Source organism: Shewanella sairae, assembly GCF_023283535.1.
Taxonomy (GTDB): Bacteria; Pseudomonadota; Gammaproteobacteria; order Enterobacterales; family Shewanellaceae; genus Shewanella; species Shewanella sairae.
This window is the reverse complement of sequence record NZ_JAKILT010000027.1, coordinates 35,349-54,203: the sequence shown is the minus strand read 5'-3', so window position 1 is coordinate 54,203 and position 18,855 is coordinate 35,349. Positions and strand designations below refer to the sequence as shown.

At 45.6% G+C, this 18,855-nt stretch carries 22 protein-coding genes; 3 read left to right on the top strand and 19 right to left on the bottom strand.

All coding sequences use genetic code 11. The features are described from left to right. Window positions 1–15: 15 nt before the first annotated feature. Genes flgL through flgB form a run of 11 tightly spaced genes read right to left on the bottom strand, consistent with a single transcriptional unit; the run spans window position 16 to window position 8,896 of the window. Window positions 16–933, bottom strand: a complete 918-nt coding sequence (gene flgL / locus L2748_RS12780) for a flagellar hook-associated protein FlgL (protein ID WP_220782066.1) — start codon at window positions 931–933, stop codon at window positions 16–18. Window positions 934–943: 10 nt separating this feature from the next. Beyond that, complete coding sequence (flgK, locus tag L2748_RS12775) at window positions 944–2,314, bottom strand: flagellar hook-associated protein FlgK (protein WP_220782065.1); 1,371 nt, start codon at window positions 2,312–2,314, stop codon at window positions 944–946. 52 nt (window positions 2,315–2,366) lie between these two features. Then, window positions 2,367–2,783 carry a rod-binding protein gene (locus L2748_RS12770; RefSeq protein WP_220782064.1) on the bottom strand — a complete coding sequence of 139 codons (417 nt, stop codon included), beginning with the start codon at window positions 2,781–2,783 and terminating at the stop codon, window positions 2,367–2,369. Next, window positions 2,783–3,913 (bottom strand): flagellar basal body P-ring protein FlgI, encoded by a 1,131-nt coding sequence (locus L2748_RS12765; RefSeq protein ID WP_220782063.1) that lies wholly within the window; start codon window positions 3,911–3,913, stop codon window positions 2,783–2,785. Before L2748_RS12765 ends, L2748_RS12770 begins: the two co-directional genes overlap by 1 nt. 37 nt (window positions 3,914–3,950) lie before the next feature. Next, window positions 3,951–4,625, bottom strand: a complete 675-nt coding sequence (flgH, locus tag L2748_RS12760) for a flagellar basal body L-ring protein FlgH (protein ID WP_220782062.1) — start codon at window positions 4,623–4,625, stop codon at window positions 3,951–3,953. A 47-nt stretch (window positions 4,626–4,672) separates the two neighbouring features. After that, entirely contained in the window at window positions 4,673–5,458 is a 786-nt protein-coding gene (flgG, locus tag L2748_RS12755) for a flagellar basal-body rod protein FlgG (RefSeq protein WP_220782061.1), read from the bottom strand. 23 nt (window positions 5,459–5,481) lie between these two features. Further along, window positions 5,482–6,216, bottom strand: a complete 735-nt coding sequence (locus L2748_RS12750) for a flagellar basal body rod protein FlgF (protein ID WP_220782060.1) — start codon at window positions 6,214–6,216, stop codon at window positions 5,482–5,484. A gap of 9 nt (window positions 6,217–6,225) precedes the next feature. Continuing rightward, on the bottom strand, window positions 6,226–7,434 hold the full coding sequence (gene flgE / locus L2748_RS12745) for a flagellar hook protein FlgE (RefSeq protein WP_220782059.1): 1,209 nt from the start codon (window positions 7,432–7,434) through the stop codon (window positions 6,226–6,228). Window positions 7,435–7,458: 24 nt separating this feature from the next. Next, a complete protein-coding gene (locus L2748_RS12740) occupies window positions 7,459–8,118 on the bottom strand; it encodes a flagellar hook capping FlgD N-terminal domain-containing protein (protein ID WP_220782058.1) in 660 nt (219 codons plus the stop codon). Continuing rightward, complete coding sequence (gene flgC, locus L2748_RS12735; protein ID WP_220782057.1) at window positions 8,118–8,537, bottom strand: flagellar basal body rod protein FlgC; 420 nt, start codon at window positions 8,535–8,537, stop codon at window positions 8,118–8,120. The genes L2748_RS12740 and flgC overlap by 1 nt, the downstream gene beginning before the upstream one ends. An 8-nt stretch (window positions 8,538–8,545) precedes the next feature. Further along, the gene (flgB, locus tag L2748_RS12730) at window positions 8,546–8,896 is read right to left on the bottom strand and encodes a flagellar basal body rod protein FlgB (RefSeq protein WP_220782056.1); all 351 of its coding nucleotides are present in this window, start codon (window positions 8,894–8,896) and stop codon (window positions 8,546–8,548) included. 64 nt (window positions 8,897–8,960) lie between these two features. Between flgB and flgA the strand changes: the two genes are divergently transcribed. From flgA to flgN, 3 genes are all read left to right on the top strand, one after another. Next, window positions 8,961–9,725, top strand: a complete 765-nt coding sequence (gene flgA / locus L2748_RS12725; protein ID WP_220782055.1) for a flagellar basal body P-ring formation chaperone FlgA — start codon at window positions 8,961–8,963, stop codon at window positions 9,723–9,725. Window positions 9,726–9,846: 121 nt separating this feature from the next. Then, entirely contained in the window at window positions 9,847–10,134 is a 288-nt protein-coding gene (gene flgM / locus L2748_RS12720) for a flagellar biosynthesis anti-sigma factor FlgM (RefSeq protein WP_220782054.1), read from the top strand. 4 nt (window positions 10,135–10,138) lie between these two features. Continuing rightward, entirely contained in the window at window positions 10,139–10,585 is a 447-nt protein-coding gene (gene flgN / locus L2748_RS12715) for a flagellar export chaperone FlgN (RefSeq protein WP_246616198.1), read from the top strand. A 47-nt stretch (window positions 10,586–10,632) separates the two neighbouring features. Here the strand turns inward: flgN and L2748_RS12710 are convergent, their stop codons facing one another. The 8 genes from L2748_RS12710 to L2748_RS12675 form a co-directional block, all read right to left on the bottom strand. After that, a complete protein-coding gene (locus L2748_RS12710) occupies window positions 10,633–11,046 on the bottom strand; it encodes a hypothetical protein (protein WP_220782053.1) in 414 nt (137 codons plus the stop codon). Further along, window positions 11,043–12,398 (bottom strand): FliI/YscN family ATPase, encoded by a 1,356-nt coding sequence (locus L2748_RS12705; RefSeq protein ID WP_220782052.1) that lies wholly within the window; start codon window positions 12,396–12,398, stop codon window positions 11,043–11,045. Before L2748_RS12705 ends, L2748_RS12710 begins: the two co-directional genes overlap by 4 nt. Continuing rightward, a complete protein-coding gene (gene fliH, locus L2748_RS12700) occupies window positions 12,376–13,131 on the bottom strand; it encodes a flagellar assembly protein FliH (RefSeq protein ID WP_220782051.1) in 756 nt (251 codons plus the stop codon). The genes L2748_RS12705 and fliH overlap by 23 nt, the downstream gene beginning before the upstream one ends. Continuing rightward, window positions 13,131–14,117 carry a flagellar motor switch protein FliG gene (locus tag L2748_RS12695; RefSeq protein WP_246616197.1) on the bottom strand — a complete coding sequence of 329 codons (987 nt, stop codon included), beginning with the start codon at window positions 14,115–14,117 and terminating at the stop codon, window positions 13,131–13,133. Before L2748_RS12695 ends, fliH begins: the two co-directional genes overlap by 1 nt. 81 nt (window positions 14,118–14,198) lie before the next feature. Beyond that, window positions 14,199–15,905 carry a flagellar basal-body MS-ring/collar protein FliF gene (fliF, locus tag L2748_RS12690; RefSeq protein ID WP_220782049.1) on the bottom strand — a complete coding sequence of 569 codons (1,707 nt, stop codon included), beginning with the start codon at window positions 15,903–15,905 and terminating at the stop codon, window positions 14,199–14,201. Window positions 15,906–15,979: 74 nt separating this feature from the next. After that, complete coding sequence (gene fliE, locus L2748_RS12685) at window positions 15,980–16,318, bottom strand: flagellar hook-basal body complex protein FliE (protein WP_220782048.1); 339 nt, start codon at window positions 16,316–16,318, stop codon at window positions 15,980–15,982. A 30-nt stretch (window positions 16,319–16,348) separates the two neighbouring features. Then, window positions 16,349–17,656: a sigma-54 interaction domain-containing protein gene (locus tag L2748_RS12680; protein WP_220782047.1), complete on the bottom strand. Its 1,308-nt coding sequence runs from the start codon at window positions 17,654–17,656 to the stop codon at window positions 16,349–16,351. After that, complete coding sequence (locus L2748_RS12675) at window positions 17,656–18,555, bottom strand: MotY family protein (RefSeq protein WP_220782046.1); 900 nt, start codon at window positions 18,553–18,555, stop codon at window positions 17,656–17,658. The genes L2748_RS12680 and L2748_RS12675 overlap by 1 nt, the downstream gene beginning before the upstream one ends. Window positions 18,556–18,855 lie beyond the last annotated feature (300 nt).

Here is an 18,855-nt window from a genome sequence, read left to right as displayed (position 1 = left end):
TTAATTTAGCCTTGATTAAATATGGTTAAACAGTGTCAATTGTGACACTTGCACAAAGGTTTGCTGAGTAACTTTTAGGGTGGTGAGCTTTAAATTGTACTCAGCGGTTGCTTGAGCATAATCTAAACCTTCTGTTTCACCAATCACTTCTTTATTAAATAACACTCGCTCTTCATGGCTGCCTTGCACCAGACTTAAGGTGTTTTGCTTACCACCAATGTCAGTGATTGCTGAGCCGATACTGGTAAGCGTGTCGTCTAGACTCGTCAGCATATTGCCTGAGACTTGATCAAATGCTGGATTACCAGGAGTAAGTGCTGGATCTTCTAGTGCAGCAATAAAATCTTTAGTTTGATTGAGGATATCAGTACTGCCATTAGAGAAAATAAAATCTGCTGCAGTGCTGTTGGCTGTCATCCAAGAAGAGCTAGAAGTTTGCACTTCTCTATGGTTGTTGTCGCCTTTATAAATATAATTACCCGCGGCGTCTTTTTCTATCGGTGCTGTAGTTGTTTCATTACCAGAAAACAAGTAATTGCCGCTTTCATCTTTGGCGTTTAGCACATCGGTAAATGCTTCGAGTAATTCTTCGAGCTCAGCAGCATAAGCATTACGGTCTTCAGGAGATAGGCTACCGCTACTGGCAGACACCGTGATTTCACGCATCCGATTTTGTAGTTCAACCATGCTCGACATATAAGTTTCGGCACGACCGAAGCTGGCACTTAAGGATTCAGTGTTTTTAAGATACTGATTAGTTGCTGCCATATCCTGTTCATTGCCCATCACCTTTACCGCACCAATAGGGTCATCAGACGGTCTGAGTATCGAGCTACCTGTTGCCATCATCTCATTGAGTCTAGCAATGTCGATGGTGGACTTTTGTAGGCTTTGCAAGTTATTAGCGTATAAGTTATGCATACTGACGCGCATAAGAGTGTCCTTAAATACTGTTTAAGATGGTTTGAAAAAGCTGATCAGCAGTCGAAATTACCTTAGCGTTAGCTTGATAAGATTGCTGGTAGATAATGAGGTTTACTCCTTCTTCATCCATGTTCACCCCGCTGGTGCTAGCCCATTGGGATTGAGCCTCCGTTTGCATCTTCTCTGCGGTATCTTTGGCCATTTCTGCTTGGCGCGAGGCCGAGCCTAACTCGCCAATTTTGCTGGCAAAAGCGTCGCCCATGCTGGCGTCGATACCCATTGAATTAAAGGTAAAAGTCTTATTCGCTAATTCAACCAAATCTTTAAGGTTGCTATTATCGCCAGGTGTACCATCTTTACCGAAAGCCAGCATATCGGGCTTGAAGTTTGCCGATATTTTTAAGCTGCCAGCAGGGTTAGTTGGGTCATAAGTGAATAGCGGTGCCCCAGCGTTACCATTTAAGTCTTTACCAGCAGCTAATGTGGCATTGAACTCATCTGCCATGGTCTTGGCGAGTTCATTATTAAAGGCCATCGAGTCGACAAGGCTGTTATCGCGATAGTCCAGCAGTGCGCCTAAGCTGCCGCCTGCAGCTTCATCTAGCGGAAACGTAGACTGACCAAACTCAATACTTAATTTGCTAAAAAGCGGATTAGCGGCATCAGGATCAACTTGGATTTTTGCTGCAGTGGTACCTGAAAGCAGTGGCTGACCTTGTGCCAAGGAGATGCTTACCATGTTATTGGCATCATGTACGATATTGACATCGACAACCTTAGAAAGATCATCAATGGCTGCATCGCGCGCATCTAGCAGGGCTAGGGGAACGTTACCGCTAGCGTTTGAGGTTTGGATCTGTTGATTGAAATTGGCAATCGTTTCGAGCTGAGCATTGATCTCTTTGGCGGAAGCGTGAATTTGACCTTCGATTTGATTAACCTGAGAACTAAGCCCTTCACTGATAGAGTTAAATCTTTGGGTTAATGCTTTGGCTTCATTGAGTACACCTTGGCGCAGTGCGACCTCATTTGGCTGCTCCATCGCTGAGTTTAGTGAAGCAAATAACAGGTCTAAGCCGGCAGAAATACTGTTGCCTTCAGAGCCAAATACTTGTTCAACTTGGCCAAAGTAGCTTGCTTGTGTTTGGGCAAAGCCTAAACCGCTGGTGGCATTCCACTGTTGAGTGACTTGATATTGATCAGATATACGGCGCACACCATCGACCATCACACCTGAGCCGCTACCATAGACACCATTGCCTACAGAGCTCATGACGACTTGCTGGCGAGAGTAGCCAGGCACCATAGCATTGGAGACGTTATTTGAGGTTGCCGTCAGCGCCGCCATACTGGCATTGAGCCCTGACATACCAATATTAAGCATGCTCATCTTTTGTTGTTCTCTCTATCTGGAGGAGGACTGTTGCCGGCCCTCACTTAATTTAGTCTTGCGGTTTAGCTATAAATGGCACAATCAGCGCAGGTTGCATCGCTGTTGTATTTGCTGCATTTAGCGTTACCTGCTGATTAGAGGCGACCGCATCAGGGGGAGACTTAAGGGCTGAAGACAATTGTTTTGTCATGACACTGGCAAGACCCGTACTTTGCATCTGACTTAACCGGCCAGCTAGCTCTGCATCATGCCAATCTCGATACATGCCATCATTTTGCGAAGACAGCGGGCTGTCTTTGTCGGCCATAACATCTGAAGCACTGCGCATCTGCTTCAACACGGTTTGTAAAAACTGAGCTTCAAACTGTTGGCTTACTAGTTTTAATGCGCCATGTTCGCCATTCGCTTTAATCAAATCGCCAGCATCAAGCTGATTCAGATAACTGTGGTTGTTGTCTAATTTCATTATATGACTACCAATTCCGCTTCAAGTGCACCCGCTTCATCAAGCGCTTGCAAAATTGACATAAGATCCATTGGTGATGCGCCTAAGCTATTGACTGCACGTACTATGTCTTCAAGGGCCACGCCTTCTTCCCAGACAAACATGTGACCATTTTCTTGATCAATGTCGACGGTACTATCATTGGTGACCACTGTTTCACCTTGAGCTTGTCCAAGAAAAGCGCCGTTAGGTTGGCTGACATTTTGTTGCTCAACGATCGATACGGTGAGGTTGCCATGGCTGACAGCGGCTTTACGTACCACCACATCTCCGCCCATAACAACTGTGCCTGTTCTACTATTGAATACCACTCGAGGAGATTTACGGCCTTGCTCAATTTGCAGCTCTTCTAGCATAGACATAAAGGTGACGCGTTCACGGTTTGACTTTGGAGCACGCACCATCACTTTAGCATTGCTATCGGCCTCTGCTACGCTAGGACCAAACAGTTCGTTGACCGCACGTTCAATATTGCGCGCAGTTTTAAAGCTAGGTTGCTTTAGGTTTAATACTATGTGTTCAGTTTGATTAAAATTACTCGGCATGGAGGCTTCTAGCAAAGCACCATTGGGAATATTGCCTACTGTGGGAATATTTACCGTCACAGAGCTACCATTTCGACCTTGAGCTGAGACTCCACCAACGACTAAGTTACCTTGTGCAACAGCGTAGATCTCACCATCGACTGCACGTAAAGGCGTCATAAGTAGAGTGCCACCGCGTAAGCTTTTTGCATCACCGAGTGATGACACTGTGATGTCTAAAGTTTGCCCCGGGCTGGCTAGCGGAGAGACCGTTGCAGACACAGCTACAGCGGCAACGTTCTTTAATTTAGGGTCGGTTTTATCATCAATTTGCACGCCAAACTGTTTGAGCATATTAACCACAGATTGGCTGGTGAATTTAACCTGGTTTTTATCGCCAGTACCGTCTAAACCAACAACGAGACCGTAACCGACAAGTTGGTTTTCACGAATGCCTTGTACATCGACGATATCCATTAAATAGCGGCTCTGAGCTTCGGCTTGAGCGGGAGATTGTGCTAACAATGTGCTTAGCATGCAGGCCATAACGAGGGCGACTTTTCTCATTCAAACAACCTTGATTCTTGAATTCGTAAACAGAAAATCATAACGGGAACCATGGGCTATTAAAGTAGCGTGATGCCCAGCCCATTCTATTGCTATCAGTGATGGCACCTTGGCCACCATAGATAATACGAGCATCGGCGATACGCTGCGAGGAGATGGTATTGTCATTGCCAATATCATCGGTACGGATCAGACCTAACAAGCGTAAGTATTCATCACCTTGGTTCAATCTAAGCCATTTTTCTCCACGGATCAGCAGTGCGCCATTAGGCAGCACTTTTGCTACCGTGACAGTAATTGAACCTGATAATTGGTTTTGCTGAGTGCTAGAGCCGGTACCACTAAATGAGCTACCTAAATTGGCTTCACCGCTACCAGCAATACTGCTCGTCCCCGAGGTCCCTTGACCGTCTAGCGACAAACCCGTATTTTTATTGGTCTTAGTATCAGCACTTTTACTCGAATAGGTCTTTTCGTCTAAGGCGACAGTCAGAATGTCGCCTTCACGAAATGCACGCTTATCTTTGAATAGTGTCAGCATAAACCCTGGGCGGTATACGCTGCCATCTTTGGCTTCAGGCAAGCTGTAATCTATTTCTGGTGGCGCCCATTCGGGTTTTCCTGGCTTAGTGTCAAGCTCCGGAATATGCGAGATACAGCCAGATAGCAGAAATACTAAACTTATCCAAAATCCTAGCCAAAGTTGTTGCATGGTGATCCTTTTCGAGTCCTAAAGTTGAGCTAATAAATAAGTGCTGATTAAAGCGCTTGGTTTAGGAACTTAAGCATATCGTCAGAGGCTGATACGACTTTAGCGTTCATCTCGTAAGCACGTTGGGTTGAGATCATTTCGACCATCTCTTCCACTACGTTAACGTTGGCGCCTTCTAATGCGCCTTGACGGATTTGGCCTAAGGCTTCGTCGCCAGCAATACCTTCAATTGCCCCACCTGATGCGCCTGTTTCACGGTATAAGTTGTTACCACGCGCCTCTAAACCTGCAGGGTTGGTAAAGTTAACTATGGTAATTTGCCCAAGCTCTTGGGTATCTGTTTGCCCCGCCATTTGCGCTGAAACGATACCGTCAGAAGCGATGGTGACAGTCAGTGCTTCTTCTGGGATTTGAATGTTTGGCACTAAAGGCAAACCTTGAGAGGTCACCATTAATCCTTCGCTATCACGATAGAATTGACCATCGCGGGTAAAGCTCACATCACCGTTCACTTCTTCGATTTGAAAGAAGCCTTGGCCTTCGATAGCAAGATCAAGCTGTTGATTGGTGGTCAACATATCACCTGGGGTGAATACTTTTTGTGTACCCGCTACACGGGTACCTGTACCCAGTTGCAAGCCCGCAGGTAGCTCATTTTGCTCATCAACTTGACCGCCTGGTTGGCGCTGTACTTGATAAAACAGATCGTTAAAAGCAACACGGTCACGCTTAAAGCCTGTGGTATTTACGTTCGCCAAGTTGTTGGCGATGGTGGTCATTTTGGTATCTTGGGCGGTTAAGCCAGTTTTACTGACCCATAAAGCTGATTGCATCTAAATATGTCCTTAAAATTGAATTATGCGTCACGCAGTAAGCGGTTACCGGCTTCTGCGAGTTTTTCTGCACTTTTCATAAGCTTAACTTGTACTTCGAATTGACGGCTGAGGTCCATCGCTGCAATTAATTCACCAACGGCCTGCACATTACTAGCTTCCAAAAAGCCACTGTTTACTGTTACTTCTTCGTTAGCTGCGAGCGGTTGACCATCTTGCGGATAAAGCAAGCCATCTGCACCTTTGCTCATTAAAGCAATATCAGGATTAACCAGCTTGAGTTGTCCCACCTCTTCGATAACACCATCGGCATCGGCAACAATGCTGATTCTGCCATCATCGCCGATGAAAAGTTCACGGTACTCAGGTAAAACGATGGGGCCTGCAATACCCGCTACAGGACGGCCATCTATGGTTAGCTGACCGTTTACATCAGGGGTGATGGCGCCCGCGCGGGTATAACCTTCGCCTTCAGCAGTCATTACCGAGAACAGACCTGCACCGTTGATAGCAAGATCTAAACTACGACCCGTGGGGTTTAACGCACCACTTTGTCGGCTAAAGCCACTGCCTTGAGTTTGCGCCAGCACACGTGTTTGTAAGCTGTCACCAATAGGTTTAACCACATTGGCGTTAACACGCTCAAGATCGGCTTTAAAGCCAGTAGTATCGGCATTGGCTAAGTTGTTTGCACGGATAGCTTGCGCTTCCATCACTCTGGCCGCACCACTTGCTGCGGTATATAGCATTCTGTCCACGGGTTAGTCCTAGATTGCGTTCAACAAGGCTTGTTGCATGGTTGAGTTAGTATCTAGCACTTTTGCGTTAGACTGATAATTGCGCTGCGCTGTCATCAAGTTAACCATTTCGGCCGTTTGATCTACGTTAGAGCCTTCAAGGTAGCCTGCACTAAGGCCACCAAGGGTGCCAGTTGTAGGAGTACCAACAATTGGTTGACCAGCTGCATTGGTTGCTGCCCAAGCGTTGTTGCTTGTTGGCACTAGGCCATTTGGATTGCTAAAGTCTGCCAGTACCACTTGTCCTTGTACTTGCTCTTGACCGTTGGTGTAAGTACCAAACAGCATACCGTTATCATCAATACGGATACCGTTTAGCTCACCAGAGGTGTAGCCATTTTGGCTTAAGCTTGAATTGTTGTAGTCGGCAGCGTATTGGGTGCTGTTATCGAAAGATAGGGCGAGATTAATATTCGATGCGCCGCCAATAATGGCTGGGTCGGTAATGTTTAGCGTAATATCGTTACCAGTGGTAAGCATACCATTTGAATCAAACTCTAATTTGTGGCCGCCAACTGGAGTCACATCTTGGCCGTCCATGTTGTAATGCACTGACCATTCATTATCGGCAGTTTTTACATAGTACTGGGTCAGTGCGTGTTCATTACCGAGTGAATCGTATGCTGCAATGGTGCTAGATGAGTGGTAGCTAGAGGCATCATCTGGATTAAATGGCGTTACTGCTGGATCGATCACAGCGACTCGAGCATCAAGGTTTGAGATTAACCCTATTGTCGAGGTTGCTTTGGCTGCAAGTGCACCGGTTTGTACTTGCAAGTCAGTGACATTACCGTTCTGTAGGTTGCCTGTTGCGCCAATACCGTAGCCTTGTAAACGGTTGCCTGCTGGATCGGTAATAAAACCGTCTGCGTCTTGGTTAAACATCCCCGCACGCGCATAACTAGTGCTGCCATCTTGTCCACTCAGAACGAAGAAACCTTCTCCCTGAATACCCATGTCTAGCTGACGTCCGGTATAGGTTAAGCTACCACCCATTGAAAAGTTTTGGCTGGTGGACATCACATTCACACCACCTGCTTGACCGCCATTGTAGATAGCAGAAAATTCACTGCGACCGCTGCGAAAGCCGACAGTCGACGAGTTAGCGATGTTGTTACTGATGGTGTTTAGATCTTGAGTCGTAGCTTGTAGGCCACTTAATGCAATATTGAACGACATGGAGCTTATTCCTTTACTAACACGTTATGAGACTTCAGAGATTTCAAGTACAGAGATGGTGCCTAGGCCATTGCCAAGTTCCGCCATCATCATTCCTGAAGCACTGATAAAATGAATTTTTTCGATTTCGGCCTTGATAAAAGTATCGGCAGTAGCAGTGACCTCACCGGCAGTGGTATTAGCAACTAGGCTGTATTCACCAGGTGGTAAATCGAGTGCAGTTGGGTCGATACTAAAAGCTGCATCGCCAGCTTCTTGCGGGCCTAACTCTATGGTTTTAAGCACATCGCCGCTGTGATCAACGATATCGATGCTGAGGTTTTCTACCGAATCTTCAAGGTAGACCTTGCCGTCTAGAGCTTGTTCTTCAAGCGTAAAGTCTGCAGCAGGTACCATGGCGTTCTTGCCGACGAGTTGTGCTGATTGCACAATGCCTAGATTTTCCATCATGACCATTTGTGTCGATTGATTGGTACGCATGTGCTCTAAGCTTTCAACTTGTGAAAATTGAGCAAGCTGAGAGACATATTCAGTACCATCAATTGGATTGGTTGGATCTTGGTTTTGGATCTGCGCAATCATCAGTGTCATGAATTCGTTTTTAATTGAAGCGGCATCGTTACCTGGAGAAGTTTGAATATCGCCAGTACCGGTACTCTTGCTGCTTACATCAGTCACATTCATTATTTGTTTCCTAGCTGTAGCAAACCTTGCTGCATTGAGCGAGCACGGTTCATGATTTCAACATTGGTTTCAAATGAACGGCTTGCAGCCATCATATCGGCCATTTCTTCGACGGTATTTACATTTGAGTAGGCGACATAACCTTGTTCATCGGCAAAGGGATGATCGGGCTCGTAACGCAGATCGAGCGGCGCATCACTTTGCACAATGGCTGAAACTTCAACGTGTGCTCCTGCAAGCTCACCTTCTTGGGTTTGCTTGTAGATTGTTGAGAAAACAGGCTTTAATGCTCTAAATGCTTGGTCTTGGTTTTCGGCTGCAGCGCCTGCATTGGCAAGGTTACTTGCTACGGTGTTGAGGCGAATGGTTTGCGCGTTCATGCCGGCACCGGCAATCTGATAAATTTCTGCGAATGACATAAATCTACTTATTTGCCTTCAATTGCGGTGCGTAAGCCTGAAATTTTCATATTCAGGAATGTTAGGCTAGTTTGATAATCCATCGCGTTTTGCGAGTATCTAGCTTGTTCCATACTCAGCTCGACAGTATTTTGGTCGGCTGATGTTTGGTGTGGAATACGGTAACCCACCTGATAATCTCTATTGATCTCAGCGCCTGAGTTGATCTGCATCATCACAGCATTGAAGTCTAAATCTCGTGCTTTATAGCCAGGAGTTTCTGCATTAGCTAAATTACCTGCCAGCATTTTGCTACGCTCGACTCTAAAGTCTAACGTTTGTGGATGAACACCTAGTGCGGCATCGAGGTTGATAGCCATTGAAACTCCTAGTATGGTATGAGCGGTTGAGTATTAATCCTATTTATCCAATTAATGTGCCAATATGTTTAATCATTATTTATCAGTGTTTTATGGTGTTTTCATCGCAAGGGTAGGAACTGGTACTTCCTGTGCTTTGTTGGTGTTTTCCTGTTTGTTTCCGCTTATTTCCGCAGCAAGTGAAACGGTGGGAGCGAGTGCACAACTTGAGCAAGAAATGACGCAATTATTGTCCCGAGAAGTGAATCAATGGCAGCTTAAATTAGGCATAAAAGAGTTAACTGCCAAAATTAAAGTAAGAGTGCCTTCTGGGGCAAAACGATTACAGTTTTGCAGTGGCGAGCTAGCGATAGATAGCGGTGATATCCCGCTCGGAAATATTCAGCGAAAAGTCAGTTGTGAAGCTCAAGGTTGGAGCTTATATGTTCGAGCATCAGTGAAGGTTAAGGCTAGAGTGCCTGTTGCCAATCGCCCACTGAAGCGAGGTGACCATATTTCAATTACTGATATTGACTGGCAAGTGGTGTCCTTGGATGCCTCAGATAGAAATTTATTGAGCCAGTTAGACCAGATCCTTGGCCGTAAAGTGGTTAGGAAGCTACGCCGATATCAACCGATAAGATCACAACAACTTGATGATCCACAGTGGGTCAATATTGGTGACCGAGTGATTATTGAAGCTCGCAGTAATGGCTTTTATGCCAATATGCCCGGCGAAGCGCTCGAAGGTGGAGGGCAGGGAAAAGCGATTAGAGTGAAAAACTTAAGCTCAGGTAAGGTGATAGTTGCTTACCCGATAGCGAAAGGGCGGGTACAAACTCAGTTTTGATTTAGGACGCTAATTAAGCTGAGTTGATAACGGATAGCGAATAAAAAACAGCGCTGTATTTCAGAAGTGTCACCTTTTTGTCGCTCTAGTTGGGTTATAGGCGTATTTAATGGAGCCCGTTATGGAAATCAATAAAATCAACAGTACGATAAATACTGAGATGGGAACAAGCCGAAGTAAAACTTCAAGTTTTGTTCTGCCTCAAGAGACTCAAGCTGTTGTAGCACAGAAACCTCAAGCTGAGGTGAGTGATGACTGTAAGCTTATTGCACACAACCAACCGCAACTTGCTGAAATGGATGATGTGGATTTAGATAAGGTTGCACAGATCCGTCAATCATTGATTGATGGTAGCTTTGATATTGATATCGAACAGATGGTTGATGCGATTGTACAGCAGCATGGTTAAGCCTGTGAGCCAGAATCAAAAACGAGAGCTAGTCAAAGGGTTAGTGCAGGGCATTCGTCAAGATATTGAAAGTTATAGCCAGTTAAAGGGCTTACTTAATCGCCAGCGTGAGCTGATGCAACAACGAGATAACCAAGGGCTGAATGAGCACAATCAACTGCAATCTCGTTTATGTCATAGCTTAATGGAAAAGGCGAACGATAGGGCGCAAACTCTGCAGCAACTTGGTTTTGCCGGTAATGCTAGCGGTATGATGGCGCTAGTTGCCAGGTTACCTAAAGCCTCTTCTGAACAAGTGGCTAAACTATGGAATCATCTACTTGCTTTAGTGATTGAAAGTAAGCAGATTAATGAGTCAAATGGCAAGTTATTGGTGGCTCAGCAAGAAGTGATTACGCAGATTTTGAATCGTAATAACGAACAAGCAATTGATTACGGCGACTTGCGCTAATCGTTAGATTAAGTAATAGCTCGGCTTGAGACGATTGATGATCCGTTCTAGGTTGTTGCATAACGGCCAGCAAGATCATCCAGTTGTTTTTGTTCTTGGCGCTGTTGTTGGTATTGCAACTCTTGTTGTCTATCTTGATAGAGCCATTGTATTGCTTGCTGGCGACCCAACTGGCGACGCCAGAGGTTGTCCATTCTTTGATGCTCTTGTTGTAATAATAGCTGTTGACGATGCAATTGCTTTTGCATCGGCGCGATAGCTTGGATCATCTGTGCGCTGTTTTGTAACATCATCGCCATCCCACCTGAGACACTTAACTGAGTGTAATCAGTGACCATTTGGCTTAACTGCTGCTTTTGTTGCTCAATACCGTTAATACGGTTTTGAGCATTGTTTCTTTGTTGCCCAAGCTGACCCAGCTTTTTTTCTTCTTGCTGGCATAGCTTTAGTAATTGTTTCATCGATTATCTTTGCTCACAGGTGTGTATCCCATATTGCCGACCAACTGGGCTAATGCGTCAATACTGTGGTTATGATCGGCTTGTATATCAGTGCCTTGACGTAAAAATGCCGCCATTTGCGGATAGGCACTCACAGCCATGTCCATTTCTTGATCATGCCCTGGCTGATAGCCCCCTAGCGGTAGCAGATCTTTTACTTCGTTATAACGGCTATTGAGGTGGCGGAACCATTGACCTTGTTGCAAGGTTTCCTGATTGGCGACTTTAGTGGCTAAGCGGCTGACTGACGCGCCAATATCGATAGCTGGAAAGTGACCTTTTTCAGCGAGTTTACGGCTTAATACAATATGACCATCTAAAATGGCTCTAGCAGAGTCGGCAATTGGATCTTGTTGATCATCGCCTTCAGTTAATACCGTATAAAATGCGGTGAGCGTGCCAGTTGGGTGTTGGCCGTTGCCCGCCATTTCCACTAGGCTTGGCAATTGAGCAAATGCTGATGGTGGATAACCTTTAGTTGCTGGTGGCTCGCCGAGGCTTAATGCTATCTCACGCTGCGCTTGAGCGTAGCGAGTCAATGAGTCGACTAGCAGCAATACTTGCTTCCCCTGATCGCGATAGGTAGCGGCAATGTGATGGCATAAGCGCATCGCCCGCATTCGCATCAGTGGGGTGGTATCGGCAGGGGCTGCGATGACAACTGCACGTTTTCGGCCTTCTTCCCCTAGCGACTCATCGATAAACTCTTTAACTTCACGACCACGTTCACCAATTAGCCCCACGACAACGACATCGGCTTCAGTAAAGCGGGTCATCATTCCTAACAGCACACTTTTACCGACACCTGAGCCAGCAAACAGTCCTAGGCGTTGACCACGACCAATCGGCAGTATGGCATTAATTGCACGTATGCCAACGTCCAACGGCTCACTAATTGGTTTGCGCATTAGTGGGTTAACAGGTTTATGTTGGAGTGGAACGTGGGGAAGGTGCTTGATACACCCTAAGCCATCTAGTGGTTGGCCTAAGCCATCAAGAACACGGCCAAGTATGCCGAGTCCTGATGGGATTTGGCATCGACCTTCAATGGGCATCACTCGGGCGCCAGGCATTAGCCCAGACGCCGACTCGATAGGCATTAAACACAAAGTGTCTTTATAGAAGCCGACAACTTCGGCTTCGACTAAATGCTTGTCGCGACATTCAATATGGCAGCGGTCACCCGTGCCAAGTTGACAGCCAACAGCCTCAAGCAATAGCCCATTGACTCTTGTGAGTCGCCCATATACTTGTGCAACAGGTACCTTAGGCCAATCTAAAATGTCGGCGTTAGCTTTCAACGTCTGCCTCATTGATTATGCTCGGCGTCTCGATTGGGGTTTCATTTAGATGCGCTTGTACTTGAGCTAAACAGCTGTTGAGGCGAGTTTCGACTGAAGCATCGGCATCTGAAGTTGCGCTGACAATGCGGCAGCCGCCAGCACTGATACTTGCATCAGGGACTAAGGTCCAATTTTTAATCTTATCGGCAGCAAGCTCTTTAAGTTTTTCTACCGCGCTTGGCTCTAAGTGGATTTTAACCTCAGTCGGGTCATCCGGCAGTGCTGTTAGCGTTTCTTCAACGAGGTTTAAGATCTGCTGTGGCTGCAGAGTCAGTTCGCAGCGGATAACTTGCAAAGAGACTCGACGAACCAGATCGAGAATAAGTGTTTGTTGTTGGGCTATCTGTTGGCAATGCCCCTCTTCGAGCAAGGATTTCAGAGCCGCTAAAGGGGCAATAATGCTATTGAGTTGGTCATCAATATTATCTTTACCTTTTTGCTGCCCTTCAATACGGCCTTGATTAAAGCCACTCGCATGGCCTGATTGTCGACCTTCTTCAATACCGGCATCAAAGCCTGCTTGATGGCCTTTTTGTACGCCATCGTCGTAGCCTTTATCGAAAGCTTGTTGAAAGTCTTGCCAGCTCATCTCTGCTTGTTCATCGCCAGCTTCTACTGGAATCAGCGGTGAAAATCGGTGACGGCGAGCATGCTCACCAGTTAGTCTCCAACGAGGGTCAGACTTTTTAATCTCAGTACTCATTATTCAACAACCTGCTCTTCAAATAGTTGTAACTCAATTAAGCCTTCATCAGCCATTTGCTTAGCGATTTCCATAACTTCTTTACGCGCAGCAACAGCTTGGCTTAATGGCACAGTACCAATTGCTTCTACTTGAGTTTCAATTGCCGATGACATACGTTTTGGTAGTGCCGAAAGCAAAGTTGTTTTGAGTTCGCTGTCGATGCCTTTTAGCGCCAGAGCAAGCACATCACTAGGCACAGCAGCCATGATTTCTTGTAGAGTATCTTGTTTTTGTCTACCCAAGATGATGAAGTCAAACATGTTGTCGGCAACATTACTGGCGAGTTGCTTATCGTGTAGTTTGAGCATTTCCATCAGTTGCTCTCTGTCTCCGTTGAAACGGTTGAGAATGTCTGCAACTTGGCGAACGCCGCTTATTTGGGTATGGCTTTTTTCCATCGCCATTAACATACAGCGTTCAACTAACTGACGGAGTTCATCTACCACTTCTCTATCAAGATCGCCAAGTTGGGCAATTCGCACCAATACTTCATCTTGTCCTGACGCAGGTAGCCCCTCTAATACTTGGGCGGCACTTTCTGGAGGCAGTAGCCCTAAAAGTACGGCTTGTAATTGGCTATGTTCATTGGTAATTTCGCGAGCAAGCAGTTGGGGATCGACCCATTCGAGTCGTTTAACTAGAATTTTGATTTCATCACCGTAGATGCCATCAATCAGTCCCTTGGCGACACGGTCACCAAGCGCTAAATCTAGTGTTTTTTGTAAATAGGAACGTGATGCCCGCGCGATACCCGATTGCTCTTGGTAGCGCTTGAAAAAGCGTCCAAGTACAGCATCCGCTTCATGTTGGGTAATACTAGAAAGGCGTGCCATTTTGTGGCTAAGATGCTGTACATCATTGCGATCCAGGTGCGCCATGACTTGTGCGGCACCTTGCTCTCCCATACTCAGCAGCAACATTGCTGCTTGATCTAGGTTATCCATCTTAATTCCGAGTTCGTTGTTATTCACTGTATTAGTTACCTATTTTCAGGCTGAATTATAACTGGGGTGTAATGTATATGATTAATGCTGTTCATTATCAGTATCACCAATCCAGTGAGCAATGACCTCTGCAACACGTGCAGGCTCTTGATTTGCCAATAAGCTAAGGTGTTCCATTTTGACCGCTAGCGGTGAGCTCGCTTCCGGTAAGCTGCTATCGCCACTCCAGTCGATTTCGTTTTTATTTTGATTTAAACCGATTAACTGATCTGCAGTCACTTGAGCGCTATTATTTGCTTCAAGCTGAATCGCTGCAGCATCCGGTGATGGGGCTGGCAGAGCGGTTTCATTGCTGTTCTTCAAGTTGTGTTCAACGGTGGTTGTGAGGTGCTTAACCAGTGGACGTAAGACGAAGAAAATCATCGCTAAGCCCAGTAATGCGCCGATAAAGTAGCGTAGGTAAGTTTGGTAACTTTCGCCTTGCCACCAAGGCATAGGTTCAAATTCAGTGATTTGTACTGGGGCGAAATCAAAGCTGTTAATACTAAATTTATCACCACGCGCAACTGAATAACCAATGGCATCTTGTACCATGGTGCTTAATTGATCGAGTTGCGGTTGGGTCCATCCCGCTTCGCCTGCTGATTTTTTATCGATAAGCACGGAAACGGATAGGCTTTCTAATTGCATCTGTTGATAGCGGGTGTGCCTCACTGAGCGACCCGTATCAAATTGACGAGTTTCCTGTGAATTTAAGTTACGGCGAGCATTATTCTCTTCTGCACCAGCGGCTGCTGGTGGCTGGTTGCTTAAGGCACCGGGAATACCAAGAGCCATATCGCTATTGGTTTCGTTGCTGGTTAGGTTTTCTTTGGTGACTACAGCGACAGGATCTAATGATTCCTGAGTTTCTTCTACTTGGTTAAAGTTAACTCTTGCGGCGACTTGCACTTGGAAGTGATCTTGCCCCAGGATCGGCAATAGCATGCTTGATGCGCGATTGATCAAGTTTTGCTCGAGTTCCTGGGTGTACTTGAGTTGGCGATCACGTGCTTGAGTGATGTCTTTATTAACACTTATTGTTGAGCTTAAATGGTTACCTTCTTGGTCGACGACCTGAACGCGCTCTGGTGTCATTCCTGTTACGCTGCCGGCGACTAAGTTTACGATTGACTCAATTTGCTCAGGTTGGATGTTGCTACCAGCATAAAGCTCGAGCATAACAGAAGCTGATGGCAACTCGGGCTGTTGGCGAATAAACAGGGTTTTTTTCGGGATGGCAAGGTGCACTCGAGCCGTTTTTACTGCCTTGAGTGCCATAATGGTGCGTGACAATTCGCCTTCTAAACTATAGCGGTACTTCGCTTGCTCCATAAATTGGCTGGTGCCGATATTTGAGCTGCCTAGCGACTCCATTCCTGATGGGACTTTTGCTTTTACGCCACGTGCAGCCAGCAGCATGCGCGCAGGACCTAGCTTATCTTCGGTAACTAAAATTAGGCCAGTATTTGCGTCGATTCGATAGCTAATACCTTCCGCCTCTAGCACTTCAATAATTTGGGAGGTTTCAACCCCTTCTTGGTTTCCGTAAAGAGGACGATAACCTAGGCTAGCGCTCCATAGCATCATGACGATGACGCATGCTGCGACAATGGCGAGTACCGCAAGCACAGCGACTTGGCGATCACCTTGGTTGAACTGTTGCCACTTACTTTTTAAGGTGTTTAAAGGATTACTGCTACCAACATTCGTTACGGCAGGACTAGTTTGGGTCAATGTTGTCGGCATGCTTTAAATATCCTTGCTCAAAAAGAACGCTTGCGTTTTTTGATCGTAATAGTTGTGAAATTTAGCTTTCATGGTTAGATCGGCATCTTCATTACTTCGTCAAACGCTTGCACGAGACGATTGCGAATTTGAATCATGGCTGAAAAGGCAAGACCCGCTTTTTGTGATGCAACCATCGCGCCGACTAAGTCACCACTTTGACCTGTATCTACAGCGGTAATTAAAGCGGCGGAAGCATTCTGGTCTGCATTGACGGCTGCCACTTTATTTTTCATCAGTTCAGTGAAAGACGATGCATGTACGCCTAAATCTTTCGGGTTTGGGGTGATGCTTATCGCCCCCTTCGCCATTTCAGAGTGGATATTAAGCTGTTGCATCATTAGCTGAGCGCTGGCGATATTGGCATTTGACATAAAAATTCTCTTTCTTGACTGAAACTAGGGTTACGCGGCATGGCCAGCTTGGGCGAGGAGTTGATCTATGTTGATCCCTTCTTCTCGCATTTGAGCCAACTTGTAGCGCAGAGCGCGAGTTGTCATTCCTAAAGTCTCAGCGGTTTGGCTGCGGTGGCCGTTATGGCGCTTAAGGGTGTCAATAATGTATTGGAATTCAGCCTGACGTTTTGAGGCTTTGTAACCTTGTTCTGTTTGGTCAACATGAATGCAATGTTCTGCAGGTTCTAAACCAAGGTCAGCGACTTGCAACGCTTGCCCACGACGCATAACAAGCGCTCTTTGTATGGTATTTTCTAACTCTCGAACATTGCCTGGCCAGTCATGACTTAATAATGAGCTGCGCGCTTGGTCGCTGAAATAGCAAATTTGGTCGCTAGAAAGTTGTTTGTATTTGTGTAAAAAATGTTCCGCCAAGGGCAAAATATCATCTCGCCTTTGACGTAAAGGCAAGATCTTAAGTGGCAGAACATCTAGACGGTAAAAGAGATCTTCTCGAAACTCGCCTTTTTTAACAGCTTCTCGTAAATCTCTATTAGTTGAGGCAATAACACGGATATCCAATGGTATTGACTTGTGTCCGCCTAAGCGCTCAACCTCTCTTTCTTGTAATACTCTCAGCAGCTTAGCTTGAAGTAGTAGTGGCATTTCGCCTATTTCATCGAGTAGTAGCGTACCGCCATTGGCAACTTCAAACTTACCTGGTTGCTCTGTGGTCGCCCCTGTAAATGCACCTTTTACGTGACCAAACAAAATTGATTCAAGGATGCTTTCGGGGATCGCTGCACAATTGATAGCGATAAAAGGCTTGTTATGGCGGCTTGAGTGGCGGTGAATATAACGGGCTAACGGTTCTTTACCAGTACCACTTTCACCAGTAAGTAATACTGTTGCTTCAGTACTTGCCGTTCTATGGGCAAGCATGAGTAACTGGCGGCTGACTGCAGCGGCGCTCACTATCTCATTATCGGGCATTTCTAAACGGCGTAAGCGCTGGAGTAACGCACTTAATTGCTCATCATCAATCGGCAACAGTAAGTAATCTTGAATACCTGATTGCATAGCAATGCTAGCGAGTTCAGTTTGTTCGGGTTCCAGCAAAGCGATTTGATGCTTACCAGGAAATTGGTTTAGATGTTGATAGACCGAGTCACTTGTGCAGTTAGATAAGTTAATCAGGCTAAGCCAAGGCTGGCTTCCACAGTCTTTTTGCCACAAGTTGAAGCCTTGTAAAGCCAGTTTTGTTTGACCTGATGGTGACAATTCGGTACCGACGAATCGTAAACTAGAACTATTCATTATTCAGTTCCTGAAGCAGAGCTTGAGGTTGATTGAGTTGGTGACATTACTAGGCGTAAGGTGACACGACGATTAAGCTCTCGCCCTTGACTATTATTATTGCTAGCAACAGGTGCTCGTGTGCCATGATTACGGACTTGGATCATTGTTGCTGGAATACCAAATTCAATTAATCGTGAAGCCACTTCGTCTGCACGGGCTTTACTTAATACTAGGTTGGCAAGTCGGTTGCCTGATGCATCCGTATGTCCGTCGATAAGCACTTCATTAATGCTTGAATCTGCTTGAATGTATTGGTAAACCGCATTTAAGTCTTGTACATGAGCTGGAGTTAATTTGCTTGAGCTAGACGCGAAAAGTAGATCTATACGCCGCACATAATCAAAGGGCTTAGGCAATAGCTTTTGTCGACAAAGGCGAAACTGATTGGCGATAGCCTGTGTAGCAACAGGGCTAGAATCTATTTGGTATTGATGACCGTTATTGGCGGTAATGTTTACCTGCCAACTGTAGCCTTGCTCTAAACCTTCAAGAAAGGGAGCAATGGCGTCTTTACTGCGGGCCGTTGATTCCTGCCATCTCATTGCTGTGCTGGCAAAGGGTTGCTGTTGTATATGCCAAGCTGCAGGCACAACAGATGCCTGACTATCTGTATTGGTTAATTCTAGCCAGTCAGCATGCAAAGCTAGCGCTAGCGGTTCACCTGGGGTAGCTGTTAGTCGTAATAGACCAAAACCTCGTACCCGATGGCTTATTTCGCAGTGAAATTTGTCACCAGAAAATAACCATTTTGCTTGCTCGAACGGTGTTTGGTAACGAGTCGTACTTGCTTGAACTTTATTTGTAAATATTGCCAGAACAACTAACGTTCCGGTTAATAAATAGACAGGGATTTTCAATTACTCTTATCCTTATTCTTATGTCCGAGTATTTATTATCATATTTAAAAGCCCACTAAGCTTTCTTAAATGCTACAAAATTGACCCAAAAATGTTTTGTTTATAGGGCTGTCTTTGCTGGCTCGGTGTTGTGTTACTGTTTTTTTGTTAAGTCTGTGTTGTTTGTCGTGACGACTTTTGGGTGACCAAATTTTAAGATTGCTAATTAAACACATATTATTAAATTATGTAAAATATTTTATTTTATTTTTATTTAAATTGCGGTTCAAAACTTATTTAAAGCTCTCGAAATCATGCTTG